Annotated in this window: 20 protein-coding genes and 1 pseudogene; 14 read left to right on the plus strand and 7 right to left on the minus strand. The window is 64.1% G+C overall.

From position 1 onward, the window contains the following. Positions 1-36 precede the first annotated feature (36 nt). Together BLS50_RS21890 and BLS50_RS21895 are read left to right on the plus strand one after the other, a co-directional pair. Positions 37-930, plus strand: coding sequence for a LysR family transcriptional regulator (locus BLS50_RS21890; protein ID WP_069230805.1), 894 nt, complete (start codon positions 37-39; stop codon positions 928-930). 171 nt (positions 931-1101) lie between these two features. Then, positions 1102-1506 (plus strand): DUF2471 family protein, encoded by a 405-nt coding sequence (locus BLS50_RS21895; RefSeq protein ID WP_006479558.1) that lies wholly within the window; start codon positions 1102-1104, stop codon positions 1504-1506. A 184-nt stretch (positions 1507-1690) separates the two neighbouring features. Here the strand turns inward: BLS50_RS21895 and BLS50_RS21900 are convergent, their stop codons facing one another. Further along, a complete protein-coding gene (locus BLS50_RS21900; RefSeq protein ID WP_074804026.1) occupies positions 1691-3724 on the minus strand; it encodes an oxidoreductase in 2034 nt (677 codons plus the stop codon). 75 nt (positions 3725-3799) lie between these two features. On the opposite strand from BLS50_RS21900, the gene BLS50_RS21905 reads away from it, so the two are divergent. The 3 genes from BLS50_RS21905 to BLS50_RS21915 all read left to right on the plus strand — a co-directional run bounded on the left by BLS50_RS21905 (position 3800) and on the right by BLS50_RS21915 (position 6225). Continuing rightward, the gene (locus tag BLS50_RS21905; protein WP_074804028.1) at positions 3800-4870 is read left to right on the plus strand and encodes an AraC family transcriptional regulator; all 1071 of its coding nucleotides are present in this window, start codon (positions 3800-3802) and stop codon (positions 4868-4870) included. Between the two features lie 210 nt (positions 4871-5080). Further along, a complete protein-coding gene (locus BLS50_RS21910) occupies positions 5081-5626 on the plus strand; it encodes a hypothetical protein (protein WP_256334106.1) in 546 nt (181 codons plus the stop codon). Then, on the plus strand, positions 5623-6225 hold the full coding sequence (locus tag BLS50_RS21915) for a hypothetical protein (RefSeq protein ID WP_074804032.1): 603 nt from the start codon (positions 5623-5625) through the stop codon (positions 6223-6225). Before BLS50_RS21910 ends, BLS50_RS21915 begins: the two co-directional genes overlap by 4 nt. Before the next feature lie 99 nt (positions 6226-6324). Here the strand turns inward: BLS50_RS21915 and BLS50_RS21920 are convergent, their stop codons facing one another. The 3 genes from BLS50_RS21920 to BLS50_RS21930 form a co-directional block, all read right to left on the minus strand. Further along, positions 6325-6804 (minus strand): aconitase X swivel domain-containing protein, encoded by a 480-nt coding sequence (locus BLS50_RS21920; protein WP_074804034.1) that lies wholly within the window; start codon positions 6802-6804, stop codon positions 6325-6327. Continuing rightward, positions 6797-8044 (minus strand): aconitase X, encoded by a 1248-nt coding sequence (locus BLS50_RS21925; RefSeq protein WP_074804035.1) that lies wholly within the window; start codon positions 8042-8044, stop codon positions 6797-6799. Before BLS50_RS21925 ends, BLS50_RS21920 begins: the two co-directional genes overlap by 8 nt. Before the next feature lie 210 nt (positions 8045-8254). After that, a complete protein-coding gene (locus BLS50_RS21930) occupies positions 8255-8683 on the minus strand; it encodes a MarR family winged helix-turn-helix transcriptional regulator (RefSeq protein WP_074804037.1) in 429 nt (142 codons plus the stop codon). Positions 8684-8775: 92 nt separating this feature from the next. On the opposite strand from BLS50_RS21930, the gene BLS50_RS21935 reads away from it, so the two are divergent. The 5 genes from BLS50_RS21935 to BLS50_RS21955 all read left to right on the plus strand — a co-directional run bounded on the left by BLS50_RS21935 (position 8776) and on the right by BLS50_RS21955 (position 14439). After that, on the plus strand, positions 8776-9696 hold the full coding sequence (locus tag BLS50_RS21935; protein WP_074804039.1) for a LysR family transcriptional regulator: 921 nt from the start codon (positions 8776-8778) through the stop codon (positions 9694-9696). A gap of 109 nt (positions 9697-9805) precedes the next feature. Then, positions 9806-10237, plus strand: coding sequence for a MarR family winged helix-turn-helix transcriptional regulator (locus BLS50_RS21940; RefSeq protein ID WP_074804041.1), 432 nt, complete (start codon positions 9806-9808; stop codon positions 10235-10237). 64 nt (positions 10238-10301) lie between these two features. Further along, positions 10302-11396, plus strand: coding sequence for an HlyD family secretion protein (locus BLS50_RS21945; protein WP_074804043.1), 1095 nt, complete (start codon positions 10302-10304; stop codon positions 11394-11396). Between the two features lie 13 nt (positions 11397-11409). Further along, positions 11410-12984, plus strand: coding sequence for a DHA2 family efflux MFS transporter permease subunit (locus BLS50_RS21950; protein ID WP_074804046.1), 1575 nt, complete (start codon positions 11410-11412; stop codon positions 12982-12984). 18 nt (positions 12985-13002) lie between these two features. Next, on the plus strand, positions 13003-14439 hold the full coding sequence (locus tag BLS50_RS21955; protein ID WP_074804048.1) for an efflux transporter outer membrane subunit: 1437 nt from the start codon (positions 13003-13005) through the stop codon (positions 14437-14439). Between the two features lie 46 nt (positions 14440-14485). On the opposite strand, the gene BLS50_RS21960 is transcribed toward BLS50_RS21955, so the two are convergent. Next, entirely contained in the window at positions 14486-14917 is a 432-nt protein-coding gene (locus tag BLS50_RS21960; protein WP_176934331.1) for a TIGR02594 family protein, read from the minus strand. A 194-nt stretch (positions 14918-15111) separates the two neighbouring features. On the opposite strand from BLS50_RS21960, the gene BLS50_RS21965 reads away from it, so the two are divergent. The 3 genes from BLS50_RS21965 to BLS50_RS21975 all read left to right on the plus strand — a co-directional run bounded on the left by BLS50_RS21965 (position 15112) and on the right by BLS50_RS21975 (position 18734). Beyond that, the gene (locus BLS50_RS21965; protein WP_074804052.1) at positions 15112-16023 is read left to right on the plus strand and encodes a LysR substrate-binding domain-containing protein; all 912 of its coding nucleotides are present in this window, start codon (positions 15112-15114) and stop codon (positions 16021-16023) included. A gap of 139 nt (positions 16024-16162) precedes the next feature. Then, on the plus strand, positions 16163-17479 hold the full coding sequence (locus BLS50_RS21970) for an MFS transporter (protein ID WP_011548265.1): 1317 nt from the start codon (positions 16163-16165) through the stop codon (positions 17477-17479). Between the two features lie 13 nt (positions 17480-17492). Further along, on the plus strand, positions 17493-18734 hold the full coding sequence (locus BLS50_RS21975) for a metal-dependent hydrolase family protein (protein ID WP_074804054.1): 1242 nt from the start codon (positions 17493-17495) through the stop codon (positions 18732-18734). A 202-nt stretch (positions 18735-18936) separates the two neighbouring features. On the opposite strand, the gene BLS50_RS21980 is transcribed toward BLS50_RS21975, so the two are convergent. Further along, a complete protein-coding gene (locus tag BLS50_RS21980) occupies positions 18937-19290 on the minus strand; it encodes a hypothetical protein (protein WP_256334107.1) in 354 nt (117 codons plus the stop codon). A gap of 480 nt (positions 19291-19770) precedes the next feature. Between BLS50_RS21980 and BLS50_RS21985 the strand changes: the two genes are divergently transcribed. Continuing rightward, positions 19771-21483, plus strand: coding sequence for a TIGR04141 family sporadically distributed protein (locus BLS50_RS21985; protein ID WP_074804056.1), 1713 nt, complete (start codon positions 19771-19773; stop codon positions 21481-21483). Positions 21484-21527: 44 nt separating this feature from the next. On the opposite strand, the pseudogene BLS50_RS35495 reads toward BLS50_RS21985, so the two are convergent. Next, positions 21528-21680, minus strand: a pseudogene (locus tag BLS50_RS35495) (IS256 family transposase); the annotation flags it as partial. Positions 21681-21737 lie beyond the last annotated feature (57 nt).

The following is a 21737-nucleotide window of genomic DNA, read 5'->3' on the forward strand; positions in this document are numbered from 1 at the left end:
TATTTGAAATGAATTCCTGATATCCCAGGTATAGCCATGAATAATCTCAGACGGCTCGATCTGAACCTGCTCGTCACGCTGGACGTGCTGCTCGCCGAGCACAACGTCACGCGCGCGGCCGAGAAGCTGAACATGTCGCAGCCGTCGGTCAGCGTGCAGCTGCAGAAACTGCGCGACGTGTTCGGCGATCCGCTGCTGTTGCCCGGCCCGCGCGGGATGCGGCCGACCGCGCGCGCGGAAGCGCTGCGCGAGCCGTTGCGCGATGCGCTCGAAGCGGTCGAGCGCGCGGTGATCCCGGCCACGCCGTTCGATCCCGCGACCGCGACGCACACGTGGCGCGTGGCCGCGACCGACTACGGCGAATCGACGATCGTGCTGCCCGCGCTGCGCACGCTGCGTTCGACCGCGCCCGGCACGCGGCTGGCCGTCGTCGAACTCGTGCCGCCGCGCATCGAGCAGGATGCCGAACGAAACGGCATCGACCTGGCTTTTCATACGACCGAGGGGTCGCCGCCCGGCATGCGACGGCTGCCGCTGTTCGTCGAGCGTTACGTGCTGATCGGCCGCGCCGGTCATCCGAAGCTGAAGCGGCGCCCGACGCTCGCGCAGTTCGCCACGCTCGAGCACGTGATCGTGTCGCCCGACGGCGGCGGCTTCTTCGGCGTGACGGACGAAGTGCTCGCGAAGGCGGGGGCCACGCGGCGCGTCGTGCTGTCGGTGCCGCACTTCCTGTTCGTGATGTCGGCCGTCGCGAGCACCGATCTCGTCGCGATGCTGCCCGAGCGGCTGGTGCGCGACGTGCCCGCGTTGCGCGTGGTGGACGCACCGGTCGAGGTGCCCGGCTATGAAATGTCGATGCTGTGGCACGAGCGCGTGCATCGCGATCCCGCGCATCGGTGGCTGCGGGAGACGATTGCTGCGGCGGTGTAGATCGTCCGCCCGATCGATGCGATCGCCCGCGTCGAGCGCCGAGCGCCGACGCACGAAATTCTGCATTCGGGGCTTGAAACCGCGCCGAACACTGTATATATTTACAGTACTTTTGCACCATTTGACCCGAATTCCGTCATCCACAGACGAACGGACTTTTGTGAGGCGACCATGTTCCAGGCTTCCGCATTCGATCCCGAGCAACCCGGTTTCAATCCCGTCCACTTCGAGCGCGCCGCGCAGCGGGCGGTCGTCGATCTGCAGCGTGTCGCGGGCGGCCCCGCGCAGCGGGCGCTCGGTCTGCGCCGCCGCACCCACCCGGCGGCCGTGCGCACGATGAGCTGGCAGGCGCTGCTGAACGTCGAGGAGCTGGCGTTCTCGAATCCCGGCTTCCTGAACCGCAACGATCCGGCCGTCGTCGACGCATTCATCCGGCTGCGTGGCAGCCGGCTGGTTGCCGCAGACGTCGAGGAGCCGGTCGACTGGCGCCGCGACGATGATGACCTGCCGGCCATCTACCTGATCGTCAAGGCGATGCTCGAAGCGGAAGAGGAAGAGCGGGCCGAAGCGGCCTGAGCCGCGCCGGTCGATTGCGGGCACGGTCTGCGGGGCGCGCGCCGCCATATTGCATGGTGGCGCGGCGGCTCGTTATGGTTCTGCGCCCGCAAATCGGCGCATCAAGCGGGAAGCCGCGAACCGTCGCGTAAGCCGCTCGTCGCCACGCGACGATCTGCCGAATGACCGTCGCAGCGGCCGCCCGTTACAGCCGCGCCGCCAGCCGCGCACCCTGATCGATCGCGCGCTTCGCATCGAGTTCGGCGGCCAGTTCGGCGCCGCCGATCAGGTGCACCGAGCGCCCGGCCGCCTGCAACGGCGCGAGCAATGCGCGCTGCGGCTCCTGCCCCGTGCAGAGCACGATCGTATCGGCTTCGATCAGTTCGTGGTCGGTGCGCTGCTCGCCGTACGACACATGCAGCCCGCGCGCATCGATCCGCTCGTAGTTCACGCCGCCGATCATCTTCACCTGCTTCATCTTCAGCGTCGCACGGTGAATCCAGCCGGTCGTCTTGCCGAGCCCCTTGCCGAGCGGCGCGGCCTTGCGCTGCAACAGCGTCACTTCCCGGGCCGGCGCCGACACCTGCGCACGCGTCACGCCGCCGCGCGTCGTGGCCGGGTCGGTCACGCCCCACTCGGCTTTCCATTCATCCAGATCGAGTGCCGGCGACTCGCCGTCCTGCACCAGATACTCGGCGACATCGAAGCCGATCCCGCCCGCGCCCACCACCGCGACCCGTCGGCCGACCGGCTGTTTGCCCGCGAGCACGTCGATATAGCTGAGCACGTTCGCCCCCTCCTGCCCCGGAATCTTCGGGTCGCGCGGCGCGACGCCGGTCGCGAGCACGATCTCGTCGTAGCCGCCCGCGATCAGGTCGCTCGCGTCGACGCGGCGGTTCAGGTGCAGTTTCACGCCGGTCAGCTCGACCTGCCGGCCGAAGTAGCTCAGCGCTTCGTGAAACTCCTCCTTGCCCGGAATCCGCTTCGCCATGTTGAACTGGCCGCCGATCTCAGCCGCGCCGTCGAACAGGTCGACCTGATGGCCGCGCTGCGCGAGCACGGTCGAGCACGCGAGCCCGGCCGGCCCCGCGCCGACCACAGCGATGCGCTTCGGCTGCGGCGCGGGCGTGTATTTCAGCTCCGTCTCGTGGCACGCGCGCGGATTCAGCAGGCACGACGCAATCTTGTTCTTGAACGCGTGATCGAGGCACGCCTGGTTACAGCCGATGCAGGTGTTGATCTCGTCGGCACGGCCCTGCGCGGCCTTGACGACGAACTCGGCATCCGCGAGCAGCGGGCGCGCCATCGATACCATGTCCGCGCAGCCGTCCGCGAGAATCTGCTCGGCCACTTCGGGCCGGTTGATCCGGTTGGTCGTCACGAGCGGGATACCGACCTCGCCCTTCATCTTCTTCGTCACCCACGCGAACGCGCCGCGCGGCACCGACGTCGCGATCGTCGGCACGCGCGCCTCGTGCCAGCCGATCCCCGTGTTGATGATCGTCGCGCCCGCGCGCTCGACCGCCTTCGCGAGCTGCACGGTTTCGCTCCAGTCGCTGCCGTCCGGAATCAGGTCGAGCATCGACAGCCGGTAGATCAGGATGAAGTCGCGACCGACCGCTTCGCGCGTGCGCTCGACGATCTCGATCGGCAGGCGGATGCGGTTCTCGTACGAACCGCCCCACTGGTCGGTGCGCTTGTTCGTGTGCATCGAGATGAACTGGTTGATCAGGTAGCCCTCGGAGCCCATGATCTCGACGCCGTCGTAGCCGGCCTCGCGTGCGAGCGTCGCGCAGCGCACGAACGCGCGGATCTGCCGCTCGACGCCGCGCGCGCTCAGTTCGTGCGGCGCGAACGGCGAAATCGGCGACTTGATCTTCGACGGCGCGACCGCGAACGGGTGATAACCGTAGCGGCCCGTATGCAGGATCTGCAGCGCGATCTTGCCGTCCTCCGCGTGCACGGCGCCGGTGATCTCGCGATGCCGGCGCGCGGCGGCCGACGTCATCAGCGTGCCGCCGAACGGCTTGGTCCAGCCGGCCACGTTCGGCGCGAAGCCGCCCGTCACGATCAGGCCGACCCCGCCGCGCGCGCGCTCGGCGAAATATTCGGCGAGGCGCGGCAGCGTCTTGCGGCTGTCCTCGAGGCCGGTGTGCATCGAGCCCATCAGCACGCGATTCTTCAGCGTCGTGAAGCCGAGATCGAGCGGGGCGAGCAGGTGGGGAAAGGGTGTCGTCATGATGATTCGGCCAATAAGCGATGCCTGCCATCGTAGGCGCGCGCCGCCTTGAACGTGAGGGGACAAACAGCCATAATGCTTGTCATTTCCGGCCAAATCGACATGACTTCTCCGCCTCGCAAGGACCGCCTCGGGCTGCGCCGGCCGACCATTCCGGTCGCCTATACGCGCCTGCTGTTGCAGGCGCTGGCCGCACGCGGCGTCGACCTGGCCGCCGTGCGGGCCGGCACGGGCCTGCGCGACGCGGTGCTGGCCGAACCGGACGCGCGCGTCGCGCCGTCGCAATGGGGGCGGCTGGTGCTCAACGCGATCGAAATCGGCGGCGATCCGGGCATCGGGCTCGCGTTCGGGCTGCTGCTGAAACCGACCGTGCATGGCTTTCTTGGCTACGCGACGCTGACCGCGCGGGACATCCGCGAAGCGCTGTCGGTCACGCAGCGCTACTTCCGGATGCGCAATCGCCAATACCGGCTGACTTACGCGGAAGACGCGCGCGGCGCGACGCTCGAACTGCACGGCGTGCAGGCGAACCCCGTGCTGCAGCACCACGTGATGTTCGAATTCGTGCTCACGGGGCTCGCGCAGAACATCTCGCAATGGTCGGGCCGCACGTCACCGCCGATCACGCTGCAATTCGCGTGGCCGGAGCCCATGTATTTCGCACGCTATCGCGATCAGTTGCCGCCGGTGGCATTCGGCTGCGCGGCCAATGCGCTTTGGATCGCGCGCGACGTGCTCGATTGGCCGCTGCCGCTCGCCGACGAAGTCGCGCACCGGCAGGCGCTCGTGCAGGTGGAACGCGAATATGCGCAGGTGCGGCAGGAGGAAGGCGATCTGGTCGAGCGCGTGCGGGCGGAACTGGCGCGCGCCGCCGGGGATTATCCGGGGCCGGACCTGCTCGCCGACGCGCTGCTCGTGTCGACGCGCACGCTGCGGCGCCGGTTGGAGGAAGCCGGGTCGAGCTATCGGCAATTGCTCGACGAAGCGCGGTTTCGCGACGCGAAGCAGTTGCTCGCCGCGTCGGATCTCGATCTGAAAACGATCGCCGAACGACTGCAGTTCACCGACCCGGCGAATTTCACGCGCGCGTTCCGGCGCTGGGCCGGGCAGACGCCGAGCGCATTTCGGGAAGCGGCTGCGAGGTGATGGCATCAGCGTTGACCCGGCACCGGCGCGAATAACGCCGAACCGCCGCCGGCGGCACGGTGCGGGTGCGGGGGCGGCTGCGCGCGAATTTCAGTGCCACGCGCCGGGCAACCCGTCGCCCGGCAATGCCGGACGGCCGGCCGAAAGCGGTGGCGTATGATGGGCGCCACATCAAAACGACGTCGCGCGGACCCGCGCCCTCTCCGACCCATGCCCAATCGCACCACCCTGATCGAGGCCACGATCGACCGCGTCGATACCAACCTCATCCGAGTCAAGGCCAATGTCAGGAAGAACCCGCCATACCGTTTGACGATGCAGAACGTCTGCTACTTCGTCACGGCCAGCGACGTCGACGAAGAAGCATTCAAGCAGATCGAGAAACTGAGGCCCGGCATGTCGGTGCGCGCCTGCACATTCGAGCATCGCGGCCGTCGCCGAATCGCGTGGATCAGGAGCGGCAGTCTTGCCATCGCGCCGTACGACGTGCGCGCGCAAAAGCGACGGAACCTGTCGCTGCTCGCCTGGGCGTCGTGCCTGGTCGTGCTGAGCCTGGGTACCGCTGCCGCGGCCCTCCATTCGGGTTGGGCGTTCACCTCGGCACTGGCCACCGTCGTGTCCATCGTCGGTCTGGTGGGCAACCTGATCGCCATCGGCGGCTTGTCCGACCTGATCTTCCAGCCGCAGCGACGCGAAGCCCAGGATTGCTGGCTAGGCGAACCGTCCGGTTTCAGCGCGGAGCGGAGCAGCCCATGACGAACCACGACATGCAGATCGTATCCGGCCGCGTGACGGCAATCGGCCAGCAATCGATCGAGACGAAGGTCTGGAGCAACAACCTGGGCACGACGACGCAAAGTATCGAGGAAATCACGCTCAAACTCGATTCGCTCGCGTCCCCCCTCGTGTTCAGGACCAACCGGACGACGCGCCTGTTCATCGCCAATGGCGATCGATTGAACGTCGCCTATGCCGACGACCAGGATCGCCAGATCGTCTACGGCATCCGCAACATGACCGACGGTTCGGCTTATCTGCTGCGCCCCGCCAAAGTCGCCGGCGCCCGAACCGACCTTTTCGTCATGCTCATTTGCGTGATCGGCGCGGCCGTCGTCAGCGGAATCGTATCCGCGGTGACGCTCAGCATGGAATCGACGTTCGACGTGTTCGCGCTGATCAGCGCGAGCGTAATCGGCTTGTGCGTGCTCAGTGCGATCCTGCGCATCCTGTTCGGCGTTATCGTGTGGCCCGAAATCAGAAGACTGGCGCAGCCGGGCGGCAAACGCGAAATGAACGCGGCGGCTCAAGCGCTGTCGCTCACGCAGGAAGAAACCCGATACGTGCGCTTCATCTGACCGGGCCAGGTGCGGCTACCGCGCGGCGAACGACGCTGCTCGCTCCGGATCGCATCGCCGCGGCCACCGCCTGACTCGCCGTCAGCGCGCGCCGGTCGTTCAGGTCAAACCGGATCCGCCCGAACGAGCATCAGCGCCCAGATAAATCCGCGCGCCGCCGTCCCCCTCGCCCGCTTCGATCCGCACGTCGCCCGTGGCGGCGACGATCGCGTCATACACATCGTCGCTCACGCACACCACCGGCACCGCGATCGCATACAGCTCGGCGGCCACGATCGCACCGATCGAGATGATCAAATCGCGTTCCTTCATCACGATCCCGACCGGCCCCGTGCCGTTGCGCACCGCTTCCGCGAGCACGCTGCTGCTCGAACTCGAGCCCTTCGCGTGCGGCATCACCATCACCTTGCCGGCGAGGCTCGCGCCGGCCTGCGGATGCCCGCGATCGACGATCCTGCCCGCGCCCGACTCGTAGCCGCCCCAGAAGCTGAGCGGCTTGTCGAGCACGAAAGGCCGCGCGCACGCGCTGCCCGGCACGAGCGTGTCGCCCGTCAAGAATGTGTCCGTCGCTTCAGTCATCGAATCGCACCTTGCCTTCGTACGCGGACCGCACGCATTCGCGCATGCTGCCGTACGCCACCGTCACGCCGATGTTCGCGGGCGCATACGACGCCCATTTCCCCGAGTTGGTCATCACCAGCCCCGACAACTGCTTCATCACCGGCGTGATGTACGTGCAGGTATCGACGACGATCTGGATGCCGCGCGCGGCGAATTTCTCCGCGAGACCGGCTTCCTCCAGCTCCCACAGAATGAAGCGGCTCGTGTTCACGTAGAAATCGCAGGCCGGTTTGCCGTCGAACGCGTCGAGCAATGTGTCGAGCGTGCGGAATTCAGCCAGCGAAAAATGCGGCGTGCCGAGCGCGACCGCGACGAGCGCGTCGCCGGCCGCGCCGTGATTCAGCGTGCGGCGAATCTCGTCGAGATCGGCCATCGTGATATCGACCGTGCGTTGCGCCGCGCGGCCGTGCAACGCGGCGTCGAACGTCGGCGCCTCGGGCGTCACGCCGACCGCATGGAACAGCGCGACGGCCCCGCTCGACGCGGCGGCCGCGCCGAGCGCCTTGAGTTCGTCCTCGGTGGTGTCGGCCGGCAGCCCGACGATCGCCGGCACGACCGCACCCGCGATCTTGCCGACCGCCAGGCCAAGCGCGGCGAAATAGATATCGCGCGACGGCAGGCCGCTGAAATCGGGCGCATTGAACACGATCCGCGCGGCGCGGTTCGCGTCGACATGCAGCCCAGCGTACGGCGCGCGCCCGGTGATCGCGGCGGCCAGGTCGAGAAAATCGCCGTAGCGGCTCGTGCGCGCGCCGAGCACCGAATTCGCGAACACGATCGCATTCGATTCGGCCCACGCGATCTGCTCGCCCAGCGCGGGACGATTCTTCAGTTGATACGGCGCGCACGTGAAGCTCGATTCGCAGCCGAGCAGCACATGCGCGTCCATCAGGCGCTGCGCATCGCGCTGGATCGTACGGTCGCCGTGGTACAGCTCGGGATGGATCAGGTCGAGCGACCCGACGTTCAAGGTGGTCGGCACCGCGACCTTCGCGCCCGTGTCGACGAAATAGTCGACGAAGTCGAGGCTCGTCTGGCCGTGATACAGACAGCCGTCGATATGGGCAGACGTAATGTCGATCAGGTGCGGCGCGGACATCACTTGCGCGGTGCGCGCGACGATCCGCATCGCGCGGGCGACGCCGTCGCCGAAATCCCCGCGCAACATCGCGTCGTCGCGGTCGCTCAACTGCAGCATCGGTTGCTCCTCGTGACGCGTACCGACCGGCGCGGCGGCGCCGGCTCATGAACTCAGTCAGAGGACTTTACGACTGGAAATAAAAACTGTCCAGATTTTGATCGAATCGGATGCCAATAGAACCAATTTTCACGACCTGATGCTTCGACGGCGACCAATGGCTTGAATTCCGCACCAGTTGGTCGCTCCGCCGAACCGCCCAACCCTTGCCTAACGTCCCGCCGTCAGGCTGAACAACTCATTGCGCAACGCCTTCGCCCGCTCGCGGCCGAACTGCGTGTCGAATTCGTCCTGCGCGGCCTGCCACGCGACTTTTGCCTGCGCGAACGTGCGTTCGCCGAGCTTCGTGAGGTGCAGCGCATGCGCACGCGCATCGTGCTCCGACGCCGCCGTCGACACGAAACCGTCGCGCTGCAACGGCTTCAGCGCACGCAGCAAGGTCGTGCGATCCATCACCAGCATCTCGGCGAGTTCGCTCATCAGCAGGCCGGGATGACGCGTGAGGTTCGCCATGATCGAGAACTGGGCGGGCGTGACGCCGACCGGGGCCAGATGGCGTTCGTACAATTGCGTGACGAAGCGCGCCGCCTGACGCAGCGCGAGACAGTTGCACGCCTGGGCAATCGAGATGTCGTTCATGTTTGGCAATCTATATGTGCATATGCATAAAGTCAATGTACACTCCGCCGTAACAGCGGCCGGCGGCCGGCCATCGCGTCAAGGAGACGGACATGGACTACATCGACAAGCTACGCATCTTCCGGTCCGTGGTGGAAATGCGCAGCTTCACGCGCGCCGCCGACATGCACGGCCTCGCGCGGCCGGTCGTATCGCGTGCGGTCGCGGATCTGGAGGCGCGTTTCGGCAGCCGGCTGCTGCACCGGACGACCCGCCAGGTATCGCTGACCGAAACGGCCGAGCGCATCTACGAGCGTTGCGCGGCCGTGCTCGACGAGCTCGACGCGCTGGAAGTGGAAGCGCAGACGCACACGCGCGAGCCCGAAGGCCTGCTGCGCCTCGTCGCGCATACGACGGCCGCGCTGAACCGGCTCGTGCCGCTGATCGCCGGCTTCAAGAGCGCGCATCCGAACGTGCGCCTCGACGTCACGCTGACCGAGCGCCCGGTCGATCTGGTCGGCGAAGGCTACGACATCGGCATCGTCGTGCCGTACATGCTGACGAGCGAATCGACCGTCGTGCGGCTGGTCGAGCGCATTCCGGTCGTGATCGTCGCGACGCCCGCGTATTTGCAAGCACATGCGCGCCCCGAGACGCCGGCCGACCTCGCCAATCATCCGTTCGTGCCGATCTCGCCGTCGCTGCGCCGCCCGGCGCTGTCGTTCCGGGTCGACGGCAACCTGCTCACCGTGCCGTTCCGTTTCGACATCTCGTCGAACAGCCCCGTGTTCAACCGCGAAATGGTCATGCACGACTTCGGCATCGGCGTCGTCCCGAAAACGCTGGTCGAGGCCGAACTCGCGTCGGGCGCGCTCGTGCAGTTGCTGGAAGACGCCGATCTCGTCGACGCGTTCGTCGAAATCAAGCTCGCGTACGCGAACCGCGCGCTACTGCCCGCGAAGGTGAAGGCGTTCATCGACTACACGGCCGCGTACTGCGACCGCGAAGGCTGGATCGTGCCGGCAGCGGCGTGACGCCGGGCGCGCGAATGCGCGTTTCCGACGCCCATTGATACAGCCACGGCACCAATCTGATCCCGCCGCGCCCCTCGCTTCGCGCCGCCTCGCCACCTAACATGTGCACATGCACAAGACCACGCTCACCGATGACGATTGCTTCGCGGTCCGGCAAGCCGCCCGGCGGATCTCGCAGTTCTATGAGCGCTACCTGTCGCGGGCGGGCGTCACGCCGTCGCAGTACAGCATCCTCGCGCTGCTGCGCGAGCGGCCCGGCCTGACGATGGCGACGCTGTCGAACGTGCTGGTGATCGAACGCACCGCGCTGCTGCGCGCGCTCAAGCCGCTCGTCGGCGCGGCGCTGGTGACGGGGCGGATCGAGCCGCCATGCCGTGGTCAGACGTTCGCGCTGACCGCGCACGGCGAAACGAAGGTGGCCGATGCGCACGTGCACTGGCTCGCCGCACAGCAAGCGTTCGAGCGGTGCTTCGGGTCGGCGCAAGCGGCCCGCCTCAGAGACGAATTGTTCCGGATCACGCACAACCTGCCGGAACGCTAACCCCTTCCCCGATCGACGTCGTGCGGTCGATCGTTTTGATAAGTGCATATACATAGGTGAATCGATGGATACGACCCAAGACGCTGCCTCGTCACGCGAAGCAGCCACAACCGAGCGGCCCGCGAAGCAGCAACGCCGCGTGCCGTGGATGCGCATCGCGGTGGGCGCCGTCGTCGTCGTGGTCGCGGCCGCCGCGCTCGACTGGCTATTCGTGCTGCGCTTTCAGGAAAGCACCGACGACGCGTATGTCGGCGGCGACGTGACGGTGCTCGCGCCGAAGGTCAACGGTTTCGTCGACAAGATCCTCGTGACCGACAACCAGCGCGTGAAGGCCGGCGACGTGCTCGTGCAGCTCGATGCGCGCGACTACGACGCGAAGCTCGCGCAGGCCAGCGCCGAAGTCGACAGCGCGCGCTCCGCCGTGACCGAACTCGAAGCGAAGCAGCAACTGCAATTCGCGGTGATCGGCCAGCACGCGGCCGACAAGAACGCGTCGTCGGCCGAGCTGACGCGCGCTGCGTCGGACCGCGTGCGCTACCGCGAATTGGTGAAGTCGGACGCCGTATCGAACCAGATCGTCGAGCGCGCGGATGCCGACTACTCGAAGGCCGGCGCGGCCGTCGAACGCAGCGACGCCGCGCTGCTCGCGTCGAAGCGCCAGCTCGACGTGCTCGGCGCGCAGCTCGCCGATGCGCGGGCCCGCGTGAACACCGCGCTCGCCGCGCAGCGCGTCGCGGCGCTCAATGTCGAATACACGACGATCCGCTCGCCGGTCGACGGTTACGTCGGCAACCGCACGGGCCGCGTCGGGATGCTCGCGAACGTCGGCGTACCGCTGCTGACGGTCGTGCCGGCCTCCGGCCTGTGGATCGACGCGAACTTCAAGGAAGACCAGCTGCGCAAGATGCGCGCGGGAGACCGCGTCGACGTCGCGCTCGATGCGTCGAGCACGCGCCTGCATGGCCGCGTCGACAGCCTGGCGCCCGCGACCGGCGCGACCTTCAGCGTGCTGCCGCCCGAGAACGCGACCGGCAACTTCACGAAGATCGTCCAGCGCGTGCCGGTGCGCGTGCATCTCGATCCGCAGCCCGGCATCGAACACGTGCTGCGCCCCGGCCTGTCCGCGGTCGTGACCGTGCATACCGATCACCAGCACTGAGCGGGAGCCGACGATGACCACCGCGTTTTCCGGCGACCCCGCGTCGCAACCGACCAGGCAGCGCGTGTTCGCGTTCGCGCTGATGTGCGTCGGCTTCTTCATGGCGACGCTCGACATCCAGATCGTCGCGTCGTCGCTGCGCGACATCGGCGGCGGGCTGTCCGCGAGCCAGGACGAACTGTCGTGGGTGCAGACCGCATACCTGATCGCCGAGATCATCGTGATCCCGATGTCGGGCTGGCTGTCGAAGGTGATGTCGACCCGCTGGCTGTTCGCCGCGTCGGCCGTCGGCTTCACGATCACCAGCATGCTGTGCGGGCTCGCGTGGGACATCAACTCGATGATCCTGTTTCGCGGGCTGCAGGGCGCGCTCGGCGCCGCGATGATCCCGACCGTGTTCACCACCGCGTTCGTGCTGTTCCCCGGCAGGCAGCGGCTGATCGCGTCGACGACCATCGGCGCGCTCGCGTCGCTCGCGCCGGCGATCGGCCCCGTGATCGGTGGCTGGATCACCGACCAATGGTCATGGCACTGGCTGTTCTACCTGAACCTCGTGCCGGGCATCGCGGTGGCCGTGCTCGTGCCGCGCTACGTGCATATCGACGCGCCCGATCTCAGCCTGATCAAGCGCGGCGACTATCTCGGCATCCTGTTGATGTCCGGCTTCCTCGGCTGCCTCGAATACGTGCTCGAGGAAGGCCCGCGCAAGAACTGGTTCGGCGACGACGCGATCGTGATCTGCGCGTGGATCTCCGGCATCTGCGGCTTCCTGTTCATCGTGCATGCGCTGACCGCGAAAGACCCGATCGTCGACCTGCGCGCGCTCGCCGTGCGCAACTTCGGGATCGGCAGCCTGCTGTCGTTCGTGACCGGCATCGGGATCTTCGTGACCGTGTTCCTGACGCCGCTGTTTCTCGCGCAGGTGCGTGCGTTCAGCTCGCTGCAGATCGGTATCGCGCTGCTGTCGGTCGGCGCGTTCCAGTTGATCGCGTTGTGTGCGTATGCGTTCGCCGCGCGCTACGTCAGCATGCGTGCGCTGCTCGTGTTCGGGCTGATCTGCTTCGGCCTCGGCTGCTACCTGTACACGCCGATCACGCACGACTGGGGCTGGCGGGAATTGCTGCTGCCGCAGGCGCTGCGCGGCATCGGCCAGCAGTTCAGCGTGCCGCCGATCGTCACGATGGCGCTCGGCTCGCTGCCGCAGTCGCGCCTGAAATCGGCGAGCGGGTTGTTCAACCTGATGCGTAACCTCGGCGGCGCGATCGGTATCGCCGTGAGCGCGACGATGCTCAACGACCGGCTGAATTTTCACTATCTGCGGCTGAACGAGCACGTGAGCGCCGGCGAACCGCAGGTCGCATCGCTGCTCGATCGCCAGGCCGCGTACTGGGGATCGGTGGCCGGCAATACGCTGAACACCGCGCAGGCCGGGCTCGCGAACCTGCATCGGCTGATCTATCGCGAAGCGCTGACGCTCACCTATGCGGATGCGTACTACGCGCTGTCGCTGTGCTTCGTCGTCGCGCTGCTCGCCGTCGTGTTTTCCAAACCCATTACGTTGAACGCGCCGCCGCCGGACGCGCACTGAGGCCCAGGGATCATCATCATGAAGAAACTACTCGTCGCGCTGGCCGTCAGCGCATTCGCCGCCGGGTGTGCAGTGCAGCCCGCGCAGCATCCGGCGCTGAACGACTCCGTCCAGACGCTCGCGCCCACCGCGTGGGACACCGACGTGCCGCGCGCGGACATCGACGCCGCCGTCTGGTGGGCGCAATTCCACGACCCCGTGCTCGACCGGCTGATCGCGACCGTGCTCGACGGCAACCTCGATCTGCAGGCCGCCGCGGAACGCGTGAAGCAGGCGCAGGCGCTGACCGTGCAGAAGCGCGCGGTGCTGCTCCCTGAACTCGACGCGACTGCACACGCGGCCGACGCGCGGCAGAACACGCCGCCGCCGCTCGGTTATGTGCGGCAGGCTGGTGCGGGGCTTGCGCTGAGCTGGTCACCTGACGTGTTCGGTGGTGAACGGCTCGATTTGCTGGCCGCTCAAGCGGAGCTGGTCGGGCAGAAGCATGCGGAAGATGCGATGCGCCTCGCGCTCGCGGCCGATGCGGCATCCGCGTATGTCGATCTGCGCTGGGCGCAGCAGGAACTGAAGATCCTGCAGGACAACGCGAAGATCCGCCAGCATGCGCTCGAACTCACGCGCAAGCGGCAGGCGTTCGGGCTGTCGACGGAACTCGACGTGACGCGCGCGCAGAACCAGCTCGATGCGCTCGAAGCGCGGATTCCGCCGACGCAGGCGCAGATTTCGCATCAACTGAATCTGATTGCCGTGTATTCGGGGCGCACGCCGGAATCGGTCGATCGGCTCGTGCTGGCGCAGGCCGGGGAGATTCCCGCGCCGCCGGTTGGCGCGCCGGGAACGTTGCCTTCGCAGGCGTTGTTGCGGCGGCCCGATGTGCTGACTGCCTACGCTCAAGTTGAGCGGCGTGCGGCGCAAGTCGGCGTGGCAAAGGCCGAGCGGTATCCGAAGTTTTCGTTGAACCTGACGGACGGGATTCTGGCGGCTTCCTATCTCGGGTTGCCGACGTTGACCGATAACCTGTTCAGCGCGGCACTGAGTGCGACGAGCCCGATCTTCAACGCGGGACGGATTACCGCCGATATCTCGCAGAGCGAAAGCCGGATGCGCGAGTCGGAACTCGGGTTACGGCAGACGATGCTGCAAGCGCTGCGGGAAGTCGAGGATGCGCGCGCGAATCTCGTCAGTTCCGATGAGGCGACGCGAAGGCTGGGTAGCGCATTGGCGGCTTCCGATAAAGCGCTTGGGCTGGCGAATCAGCTTTATAAGGGCGGCGCGACGGATTTTCTGGACGTGCTGTCGGCGCAGGAGGTTTATCTGCGGGATTCGGATTCGCTCAATCAGGTCAAGCGGGAGCATGCGCTGGCGGCGGTGGCGTTGTATCGGTCGCTTGGGGGTGGGTGGAGCAGGAATGACGCGGCGGGGGGGCCGGACGTGGAGGCTGTGGCGAAGAATTGAAGCCGATGCCCGATACGGATGCAGGCCGCGTCAACGGCCTGCACCGTTAGGCAAGCTCGGCGCCGTGGTCGGCCGGCATCGGCCAGCGGTAGCCGATCACTTCGGTCAACGGATACGCAAGTTCCCGAACCTCTTCCAGCTGGTTGCCGCCAAACAGGTGAACGTGTTCGGCATCGTGGCGCAGGTAGAAACCGACATGCCCTTTCCAGCTCGTCGGATCGTCGCGCGTCAGGATCGCGATGCAGCCGTAGACCGGCCGCTCCAGCGGTTTGCCCCATTCCAGCCACGAGCGCGCGAGCGCGGAGCCGGTGCCGCGGAATCCGGCATGCGCCATGCACCAGTTCACGAACGACGAACACCAGGAAATCTTGTCGTCGTAGCCGACCAGGTTCGTCTGGTTGTTGTATTCGACGATACGCGGATTGATGCTGCCGGGCGGGTGGCGGCGGATGCCGAGTTCGGCCAGCGCGACGGACATCCACGGCGGGTGGGCAGCTTTCACTTTGCTCTCAGGGTTTGATAGGGTCACGTCGTTCTCGGGTACGTGTCGGTGCTGTTTCGCGCAATCTTCGCATGAATGGAGGCGAACCCACAGCACCCTTCACGGCGTGCGATTTTCGCCGGGTCCGCCCGTATCATGGAGGCAGCGCCCTCTCTGATCCCCTCCCCGCCATGCGCATCACGCCTCTCCCGCCCCTGCAGTGCCTCGTCGCGTTCGAAGCCGCCGTGCGGCACGCGAGTTTCACGAAAGCCGCCGCCGAACTGCACCTGACCCAAAGCGCGATCAGCCGCCAGATCCAGCAACTCGAAGAATTCCTCGGCCGCTCGCTGTTCGTGCGCGAACACCGTTCGCTGCGGCTGACGATCGCTGGCGAACAATATGCGGCACAAGTCCACCATCTGCTCACGCAATGCGCGGAAGCCACGCACGACGTGATGAAACCGTACGGCGATCTCGAACTGACGATCGCGTGCTCGTCCGGCGTCGCGGTGCTGTGGCTCACGCCGCGGCTACCGAGTTTTCGCGCCGCGTATCCCAACATCAAGCTGCGCCTGATCGTGCGCGATGGCCTTGCGTCGATGTCGCCCGCGGAATTCGACGTCGGCGTCTACTACGTGCGCCAGCAGGCGCCGGCCGAATACACCGCACGCCGGCTGTTCGACGAGGAAGTGTTCCCCGTCTGCGCGCCCGGCTATCTCGCCGGCCGCACGCTCGATGCGGCCGATCTCGCGAACGAAACGCTGCTGCGCCTCGAAGACGGCCAGCGCCAATGGATGTCGTGGTCCGAATGGTTCGACATGAACGACGTCGACCGGCAGAAGGCGCAGCCGCAGGACATCACGATCAACTCCTATCCACAAATCGTGCAGATGACGATACTCGGTCAAGGCGTGTCGCTCGGCTGGCGCTACATGATCGACGCCTGCATCGAAGCCGGGCTGCTCGTGCGCGTGACGGAAGCGTCCGCGAGCCACGGCGGCGGCTATTACGTGATCTCGCCGAACGACCGCGCGCAGAACCAGGCCGCCCGCCTGTTCACCCGCTGGCTGTTCGAACAGGCAGAGCAGCAAACCGGGGCCTGACTGCCCCGCGCGCGACGCATGCGTGCAGCGCATGCAGGCATGCGAATCTTTCGTTTCAGAAAAAAATCCGGCTGTCCTTAGCATGGGATTCACGCGGGGCAGCCGTCCCGTCTCCGGACTTCTGACAAAGGAAGAGACCATGCAAGGAACGCTTTCCCCGCGCGCCGCGCCTTCCGTCGATGCGGCGGTGCAACAGCGCCGCCGCGCCATTGTCGCGACCGTGATCGGCAACGGCCTCGAATGGTTCGACTTCACCGTCTACAGCTTCTTCGCGGTGATCATCGCGAAGCTGTTCTTCCCGACCGGCAACGAACTGACGTCCGTGCTGCTCACCGTCGCGACGTTCGGCGTGGGCTTCTTCATGCGGCCGGTGGGCGGCATCGTGCTGGGCGTCTATGCCGACAAGGTCGGACGCAAGGCCGCGCTCTCGCTCACGATCCTGCTGATGGCGGCCGGCACCGCGCTGATCGGCATCGCGCCGACATACGAACAGGCCGGCATCGCCGCGCCGCTGATGATCGTCGTCGCGCGGCTGCTGCAAGGCTTCTCGGCCGGCGGCGAGATGGGCGGCGCCACCGCGTTCCTCACCGAATACGCGCCGCCGGAGAAGCGCGCGTATTACTCGAGCTGGATCCAGTCGAGCATCGGCTTCGCGGTGCTGCTCGGTGCGGCGACCGGCACGTTCGTCACGACGTCGCTCGACACGCAGGCGCTCCATAGCTGGGGCTGGCGGCTGCCGTTCCTGCTCGGGATCATCGTCGGGCCGGTCGGTTACTTCATTCGCAGCCATATCGACGAGACGCCCGCGTTCAGCGCCGTCGAATCGCAGGCGAAGGAAAGCTCGCCGCTGAAGGAAGTGCTGCACACCTACCCGCGCGAGACGTTCGCGAGTTTCTCGATGGTCATCCTGTGGACCGTCTGCACCTACGTGCTGCTGTTCTACATGCCGACCTATTCCGTGCGCACGCTGCATCTACCGCAATCGACCGGCTTCACGGCCGGCATGGTCGGCGGGCTGATGATCATGTGCTGCTCGCCGATCGTCGGCCGACTCGCCGACGCGTGGGGACGGCGCGTGTTCCTGTCCGGCTCGGCGCTCGCGATCCTTGTGCTCGCGTGGCCGATGTTCTCGTGGATCAACCATGCGCCCGGCTTCGCGTCGCTGATCGTGTTCCAGGCCGTGTTCGGCGTGCTGATCGCGACCTATACGGGGCCGATCCTCGCGGCGTTCGCGGAGCTGTTTCCGACCAAGGTGCTGTCGACCGGGTTATCGGTTGCGTACAACTTCGCGGTGACGATCTTCGGCGGGTTCGCGCCGTTCCTGATCACGTGGCTCATCGCCCGCACCGGCAGCAACATGGCGCCCGCGTTCTACGTGATGCTCGCGGCGGCCGTCAGTTTCGTCGGCACGCGCTTCGTGAAGGATGCGAAGCTTGCGGCCGCAACGACTCGATAAGGATATTTCTTCCATGACCATTACCGTGCTTCAAGGCGGCAACGTGCTCGACCTCGAACGAGGCGTGTTGCTCGAACATCATCATGTCGTGATCGAAGGCGAGCGGATCGTCGAAGTCACCGATCGGCCGGTGGATTTGCCGAATGCGCAGGTGATCGACGTGCGCGGCAAGACCGTAATGCCGGGGTTCATCGATTGCCACGTGCATGTGCTGGCGTCGAATGCGAACCTCGGCGCGAATGCGACGCAGCCGAATATTCTCGCGGCGATTCGGTCGCTGCCGATTCTCGATGCGATGTTGTCGCGTGGGTTTACCAGTGTGCGGGATGCGGGGGGCGCGGATTGGAGTTTGATGCAGGCTGTTGAGACGGGGTTGATTCCGGGGCCGCGGATTTTTCCGTCGGGGAAAGCGTTGTCGCAGACCGGCGGGCATGGGGATTTCCGCCCGCGCGGCGATGTGCTGGAGCCCTGCTCCTGCTGTTTCAGGACGGGGGCGATTGCGCGGGTCGTCGATGGCGTCGAAGGCGTGCGGCTCGCCGTGCGTGAGGAGATTCAGAAAGGCGCGACGCAGATCAAGATCATGGCGTCAGGCGGCGTGGCTTCGCCGACCGATCCGATCGCTAACACGCAGTATTCGGAGGACGAGATTCGGGCGATTGTTGATGAGGCCGAGGCCGCGAATACTTATGTGATGGCGCATGCGTATACGGGGCGGGCAATTGCGCGGGCTGTGAGATGCGGCGTGCGGACGATCGAGCATGGGAATCTGGTGGATGAAGCGGCGGCGACGCTCATGCAGGAGCGAGGGGCGTTTGTGGTGCCGACGCTGGTGACTTATGACGCGTTGGCTAAACATGGGGCGGAGTTTGGGATGCCGGCGGACTCCATCGCGAAGGTGGCCTCCGTGCAGCAGAAAGGACGCGAGTCGCTTGAGATCTATGCAAAGGCCGGCGTGAAGATGGGGTTCGGGTCGGATCTGCTCGGCGAGATGCATGCGTTTCAGTCTGGGGAGTTTCGGATTCGGGCGGAGGTGCTTGGGAATTTGGAAGCGCTTAGGTCGGCGACGACGGTGGCGGCGGAGATTGTGAATATGACCGGGGAGCTTGGGGTCGTTGCGGTGGGGGCGATCGCCGATCTCGTCGTGCTGGATGGGAATCCGTTTGAGGATATTGGCGTCGTGGCCGATGAAGGCGCGCGGGTCGAGTATGTGTTGCAGCGGGGGGCGGTTGTGAAGCGGGGTGCCAGCGGGCGGTGATGTGTGAAGCCAGTCGGCTATTTCCGCAGGCGCGATGCTGCCTCACGGGCCTTGTGGTCGTGACAGTTGTTGAAGGTCGCTGGAGGTGGGAATCGCGGCGTTAGCGGCCATGGCCGGGGCGGTGTCGCCCCGGCGGTCAATCGCATTCGGAAAACGCCTGCACTCCACTCGCTAGAGCCGCATCAAGCAGCTCATGCAAGCGTTACAGCGGCGGCGGTACCCAATCAGGATCGTGGTACGGCTGCTCTCGCAGCGCCAACTGGCCGTAGTCCGGCGTGATCGTGATCTGCCGGGTCACGTAGTTGGTGTTCAGGTATATGCGATCGCCCGGCTTGAATCCGAAGATCTTGAAATCAATGTCTATCGCCTGCATCCACGGCAGGTACGGCCAACCTCGCTTGGGAAGGTCCGGGTAGTTGCGAAGGACCAGCTCAAACGTCTTTTGCATGTTGACGGGTTTGTTCTTTCTACGACGTGGCTTAGTATTGGCGTCAGCCATTTTCAACTCCTGTGTTGAGTTGGTGGTGGTCAGCGGGTCGTATGGGTTGCCGCCCATGCGGCCCGCGCTTCTTTGATGCCTTGGGTTTCCCCTTCTTTCTCCCCTCCTTCGCTGGGCTTGTTGGGCAAGACGGCTTTCTTTCGACCATCGGGGCGGAGGGGACTGCGTTCAAACTTCCGATGGCGAGAAGCAAGGCTTCATGACCAGTGTAGTCGGGCTGGCATCTCAGAAATGGGGAAATGAGGGAAATTGGCCGTTAGGTATAGGGCTACGCTGGTCGCGGGCTTGGATCTACGAGCAATCACTTGGCATTTTTTTGCGAGCGAATCACATAAGCTCTGCTGCATCTTGGTCTCAGTCTCACTTACGACCCATGTACATCTTCATGGCGTTCTTCGAGCGATCAAGTTTTCTACCACTCTCCCTCACATATCCTCATTGACGACTCCTAGTGTTTAGATGCATCGTTGTCTCCTCAGCGAGCCCGGGGAAACAGGCATCGCCGTGCTAACAAGTAGAAAACTTGTGGGGCTAACGATGAAATCACATCAGCGCAAAGAGCGACTCAGCATCTATCTAATAAAAGATGCAAAGCTACTTGATGAGCAATTAATCAAAATCGAGCATACAAAGACACCGATAAAAATCTCGATCAACTCAAGCGAGGCCACACTGCACGTCAAGGATTCGAGACCCAAAATTCCTGATTGGGTGAGCTTTCTATTCTCCGATCAAGACGCGCCAGATAATTATTTCCTCGGAAATCGATCCGAAGGAGCCGTTTTAATTATTCGAATAGCCGATGCAGCCTTTGCCCTTTCATTTGGCATGGGATATCACCTAATCGACCTTGAGCTCGTCGAACGGGATTTCGGACTACGAGTAACACTCAATTCTGTCGATCCGGAAAAACTCCGAAGTCTCGACAAAGCGAGTTATGAAGCGAATCCATTGAACACACGCAGCCAAAGCCCCAAAGACGCCGACATTTTCGATCTGCGAATCGATACTGAAAATGACATGGTTTACGCGCTCACAGGGGCGTCTAGCGAGCCGCTTTTTGGTGACCACGTAACGGGGCGTGATGCGTTAACTATCATGCCGGAGGCAATACTTACCGATCTACCAAAAATTTTAGGGGAGGCACTTAATCGCTACAACCAAAAATCTCCTGAGCGTTTTGCGTGGGTAGACGATGTTAACCGCGTACGTGACACCAACGACATAGAACTCTTGGACCTGCTATTGAATGATCTGCTTGCTGCGAATTCACCTGGCACCAATATTTGGCTTGGCGAACCCGAAATTGTAGATTGGGAAGCACAAACTGGTTATTCGTTTGATAAGCGCGAGAGAACATCTATCCATCCCACCCTGCAGCTTGAGCAACTGCTTGACTACATGGCTCGAAAAAACATTACGCCCACGAGCGAATCTTTTCATGCTCAACACATTTACGTAAATGACACCAACTATCATCCCATCAAACACTGGTCAGCCTATCGATGCCTCTATGCAGAGATCTCGGACAAAGGAAAAATATATATCCTTCGAAATGGTGTCTGGCACGTAGTTCGCGACGATTTCGTCGACCGAGTAAACAGAGAGCTCAAGGACGTCGAAATCGACACTATCACGATGCCAACCTATGCGCATGATGACGAGGGACAATACAACATTAGCTGTGCGCAACCGAACAGCGGATATGAATTACTGGACCGTCAGAATATTTTCGTCGGCGGACCCTACGACAAGATCGAGTTCTGCGATCTTATTCGCGACGGCCATGATTTAATTCATGTGAAAGTCTATCGAAGCTCCGCGACCCTGAGTCATTTATTCGCCCAAGGAAGCGTATCAGCAGAAACCTTTATCAAGCATCGAGATTTTCGAATTAAACTCAATAGCACGCTACCCACATCAATCAAACTACGCGACGCATCGGAAATTCCAAACGCAAACAACTATCGCATCATATACGCAATTGCAACAACCAAAAATCTCCCCGGCGACCTTCCATTTTTCTCAAAAGTTTCATTGAAAAATGCAATTTTAAATCTTCGTGCATTGGGATTTCGCGTAGCCCTCTCGAAAATCGCGATAGATTCCGATTTTCTTAAAACCAGAAAACAAAAACCTATGGGAAAGGCCGCCGCTACGCGTAAGCAAGCGGCCCAACCCGCGGCCCACGCCACACCAACTTCTCGGGCACCACTAGTACTAGGTGCAAGTGAAAGCCCTTCCGCATAGCAATACGATGAGCAGGCAGGGCAGTCGAGATGATGACTCATCTAGCCGCCCAGAGCTCGCTCGATCAGCGCCTTCTTGAGCGCCAACGTCGCGCCGTGGATGGCCTCTGCTGCCATCGGATCGTTGCCGAACTGCTCAAGCAGTTCGGCCAGAAACGCAGGCAGGTCCACCGGCTGGGCTTTCGGTTTGCAAGACAGAAAGTCTCCTTGAGAGCATGTTATGCCTTAAACATGAAATTCCTGACGGACCCCATC

This window comes from Burkholderia orbicola, from assembly GCF_900100915.1.
GTDB lineage: Bacteria > Pseudomonadota > Gammaproteobacteria > Burkholderiales > Burkholderiaceae > Burkholderia > Burkholderia orbicola.

Bases quoted from the DNA above. Each gene is read 5' to 3' on its own strand.
- BLS50_RS21890 (WP_069230805.1), top strand. From the start codon at position 37: ATGAATAATCTCAGACGGCTCGATCTGAACCTGCTCGTCACGCTGGAC.
- BLS50_RS21970 (WP_011548265.1), top strand. From the start codon at position 16,163: ATGCAAGGAACGCTTTCCCCGCGCGCCGCGCCTTCCGTCGATGCGGCG.
- BLS50_RS21965 (WP_074804052.1), top strand. From the start codon at position 15,112: ATGCGCATCACGCCTCTCCCGCCCCTGCAGTGCCTCGTCGCGTTCGAA.
- BLS50_RS21985 (WP_074804056.1), top strand. From the start codon at position 19,771: ATGAAATCACATCAGCGCAAAGAGCGACTCAGCATCTATCTAATAAAA.
- BLS50_RS21930 (WP_074804037.1), bottom strand. From the start codon at position 8,683: ATGAACGACATCTCGATTGCCCAGGCGTGCAACTGTCTCGCGCTGCGT.
- BLS50_RS21925 (WP_074804035.1), bottom strand. From the start codon at position 8,044: ATGCTGCAGTTGAGCGACCGCGACGACGCGATGTTGCGCGGGGATTTC.
- BLS50_RS21945 (WP_074804043.1), top strand. From the start codon at position 10,302: ATGGATACGACCCAAGACGCTGCCTCGTCACGCGAAGCAGCCACAACC.
- BLS50_RS21940 (WP_074804041.1), top strand. From the start codon at position 9,806: ATGCACAAGACCACGCTCACCGATGACGATTGCTTCGCGGTCCGGCAA.
- BLS50_RS21910 (WP_256334106.1), top strand. From the start codon at position 5,081: ATGCCCAATCGCACCACCCTGATCGAGGCCACGATCGACCGCGTCGAT.
- BLS50_RS21960 (WP_176934331.1), bottom strand. From the start codon at position 14,917: ATGTCCGTCGCGCTGGCCGAACTCGGCATCCGCCGCCACCCGCCCGGC.
- BLS50_RS21905 (WP_074804028.1), top strand. From the start codon at position 3,800: ATGCTTGTCATTTCCGGCCAAATCGACATGACTTCTCCGCCTCGCAAG.
- BLS50_RS21955 (WP_074804048.1), top strand. From the start codon at position 13,003: ATGAAGAAACTACTCGTCGCGCTGGCCGTCAGCGCATTCGCCGCCGGG.
- BLS50_RS21900 (WP_074804026.1), bottom strand. From the start codon at position 3,724: ATGACGACACCCTTTCCCCACCTGCTCGCCCCGCTCGATCTCGGCTTC.
- BLS50_RS21975 (WP_074804054.1), top strand. From the start codon at position 17,493: ATGACCATTACCGTGCTTCAAGGCGGCAACGTGCTCGACCTCGAACGA.
- BLS50_RS21980 (WP_256334107.1), bottom strand. From the start codon at position 19,290: ATGGGCGGCAACCCATACGACCCGCTGACCACCACCAACTCAACACAG.
- BLS50_RS21920 (WP_074804034.1), bottom strand. From the start codon at position 6,804: ATGACTGAAGCGACGGACACATTCTTGACGGGCGACACGCTCGTGCCG.
- BLS50_RS21895 (WP_006479558.1), top strand. From the start codon at position 1,102: ATGTTCCAGGCTTCCGCATTCGATCCCGAGCAACCCGGTTTCAATCCC.
- BLS50_RS21915 (WP_074804032.1), top strand. From the start codon at position 5,623: ATGACGAACCACGACATGCAGATCGTATCCGGCCGCGTGACGGCAATC.
- BLS50_RS21950 (WP_074804046.1), top strand. From the start codon at position 11,410: ATGACCACCGCGTTTTCCGGCGACCCCGCGTCGCAACCGACCAGGCAG.
- BLS50_RS21935 (WP_074804039.1), top strand. From the start codon at position 8,776: ATGGACTACATCGACAAGCTACGCATCTTCCGGTCCGTGGTGGAAATG.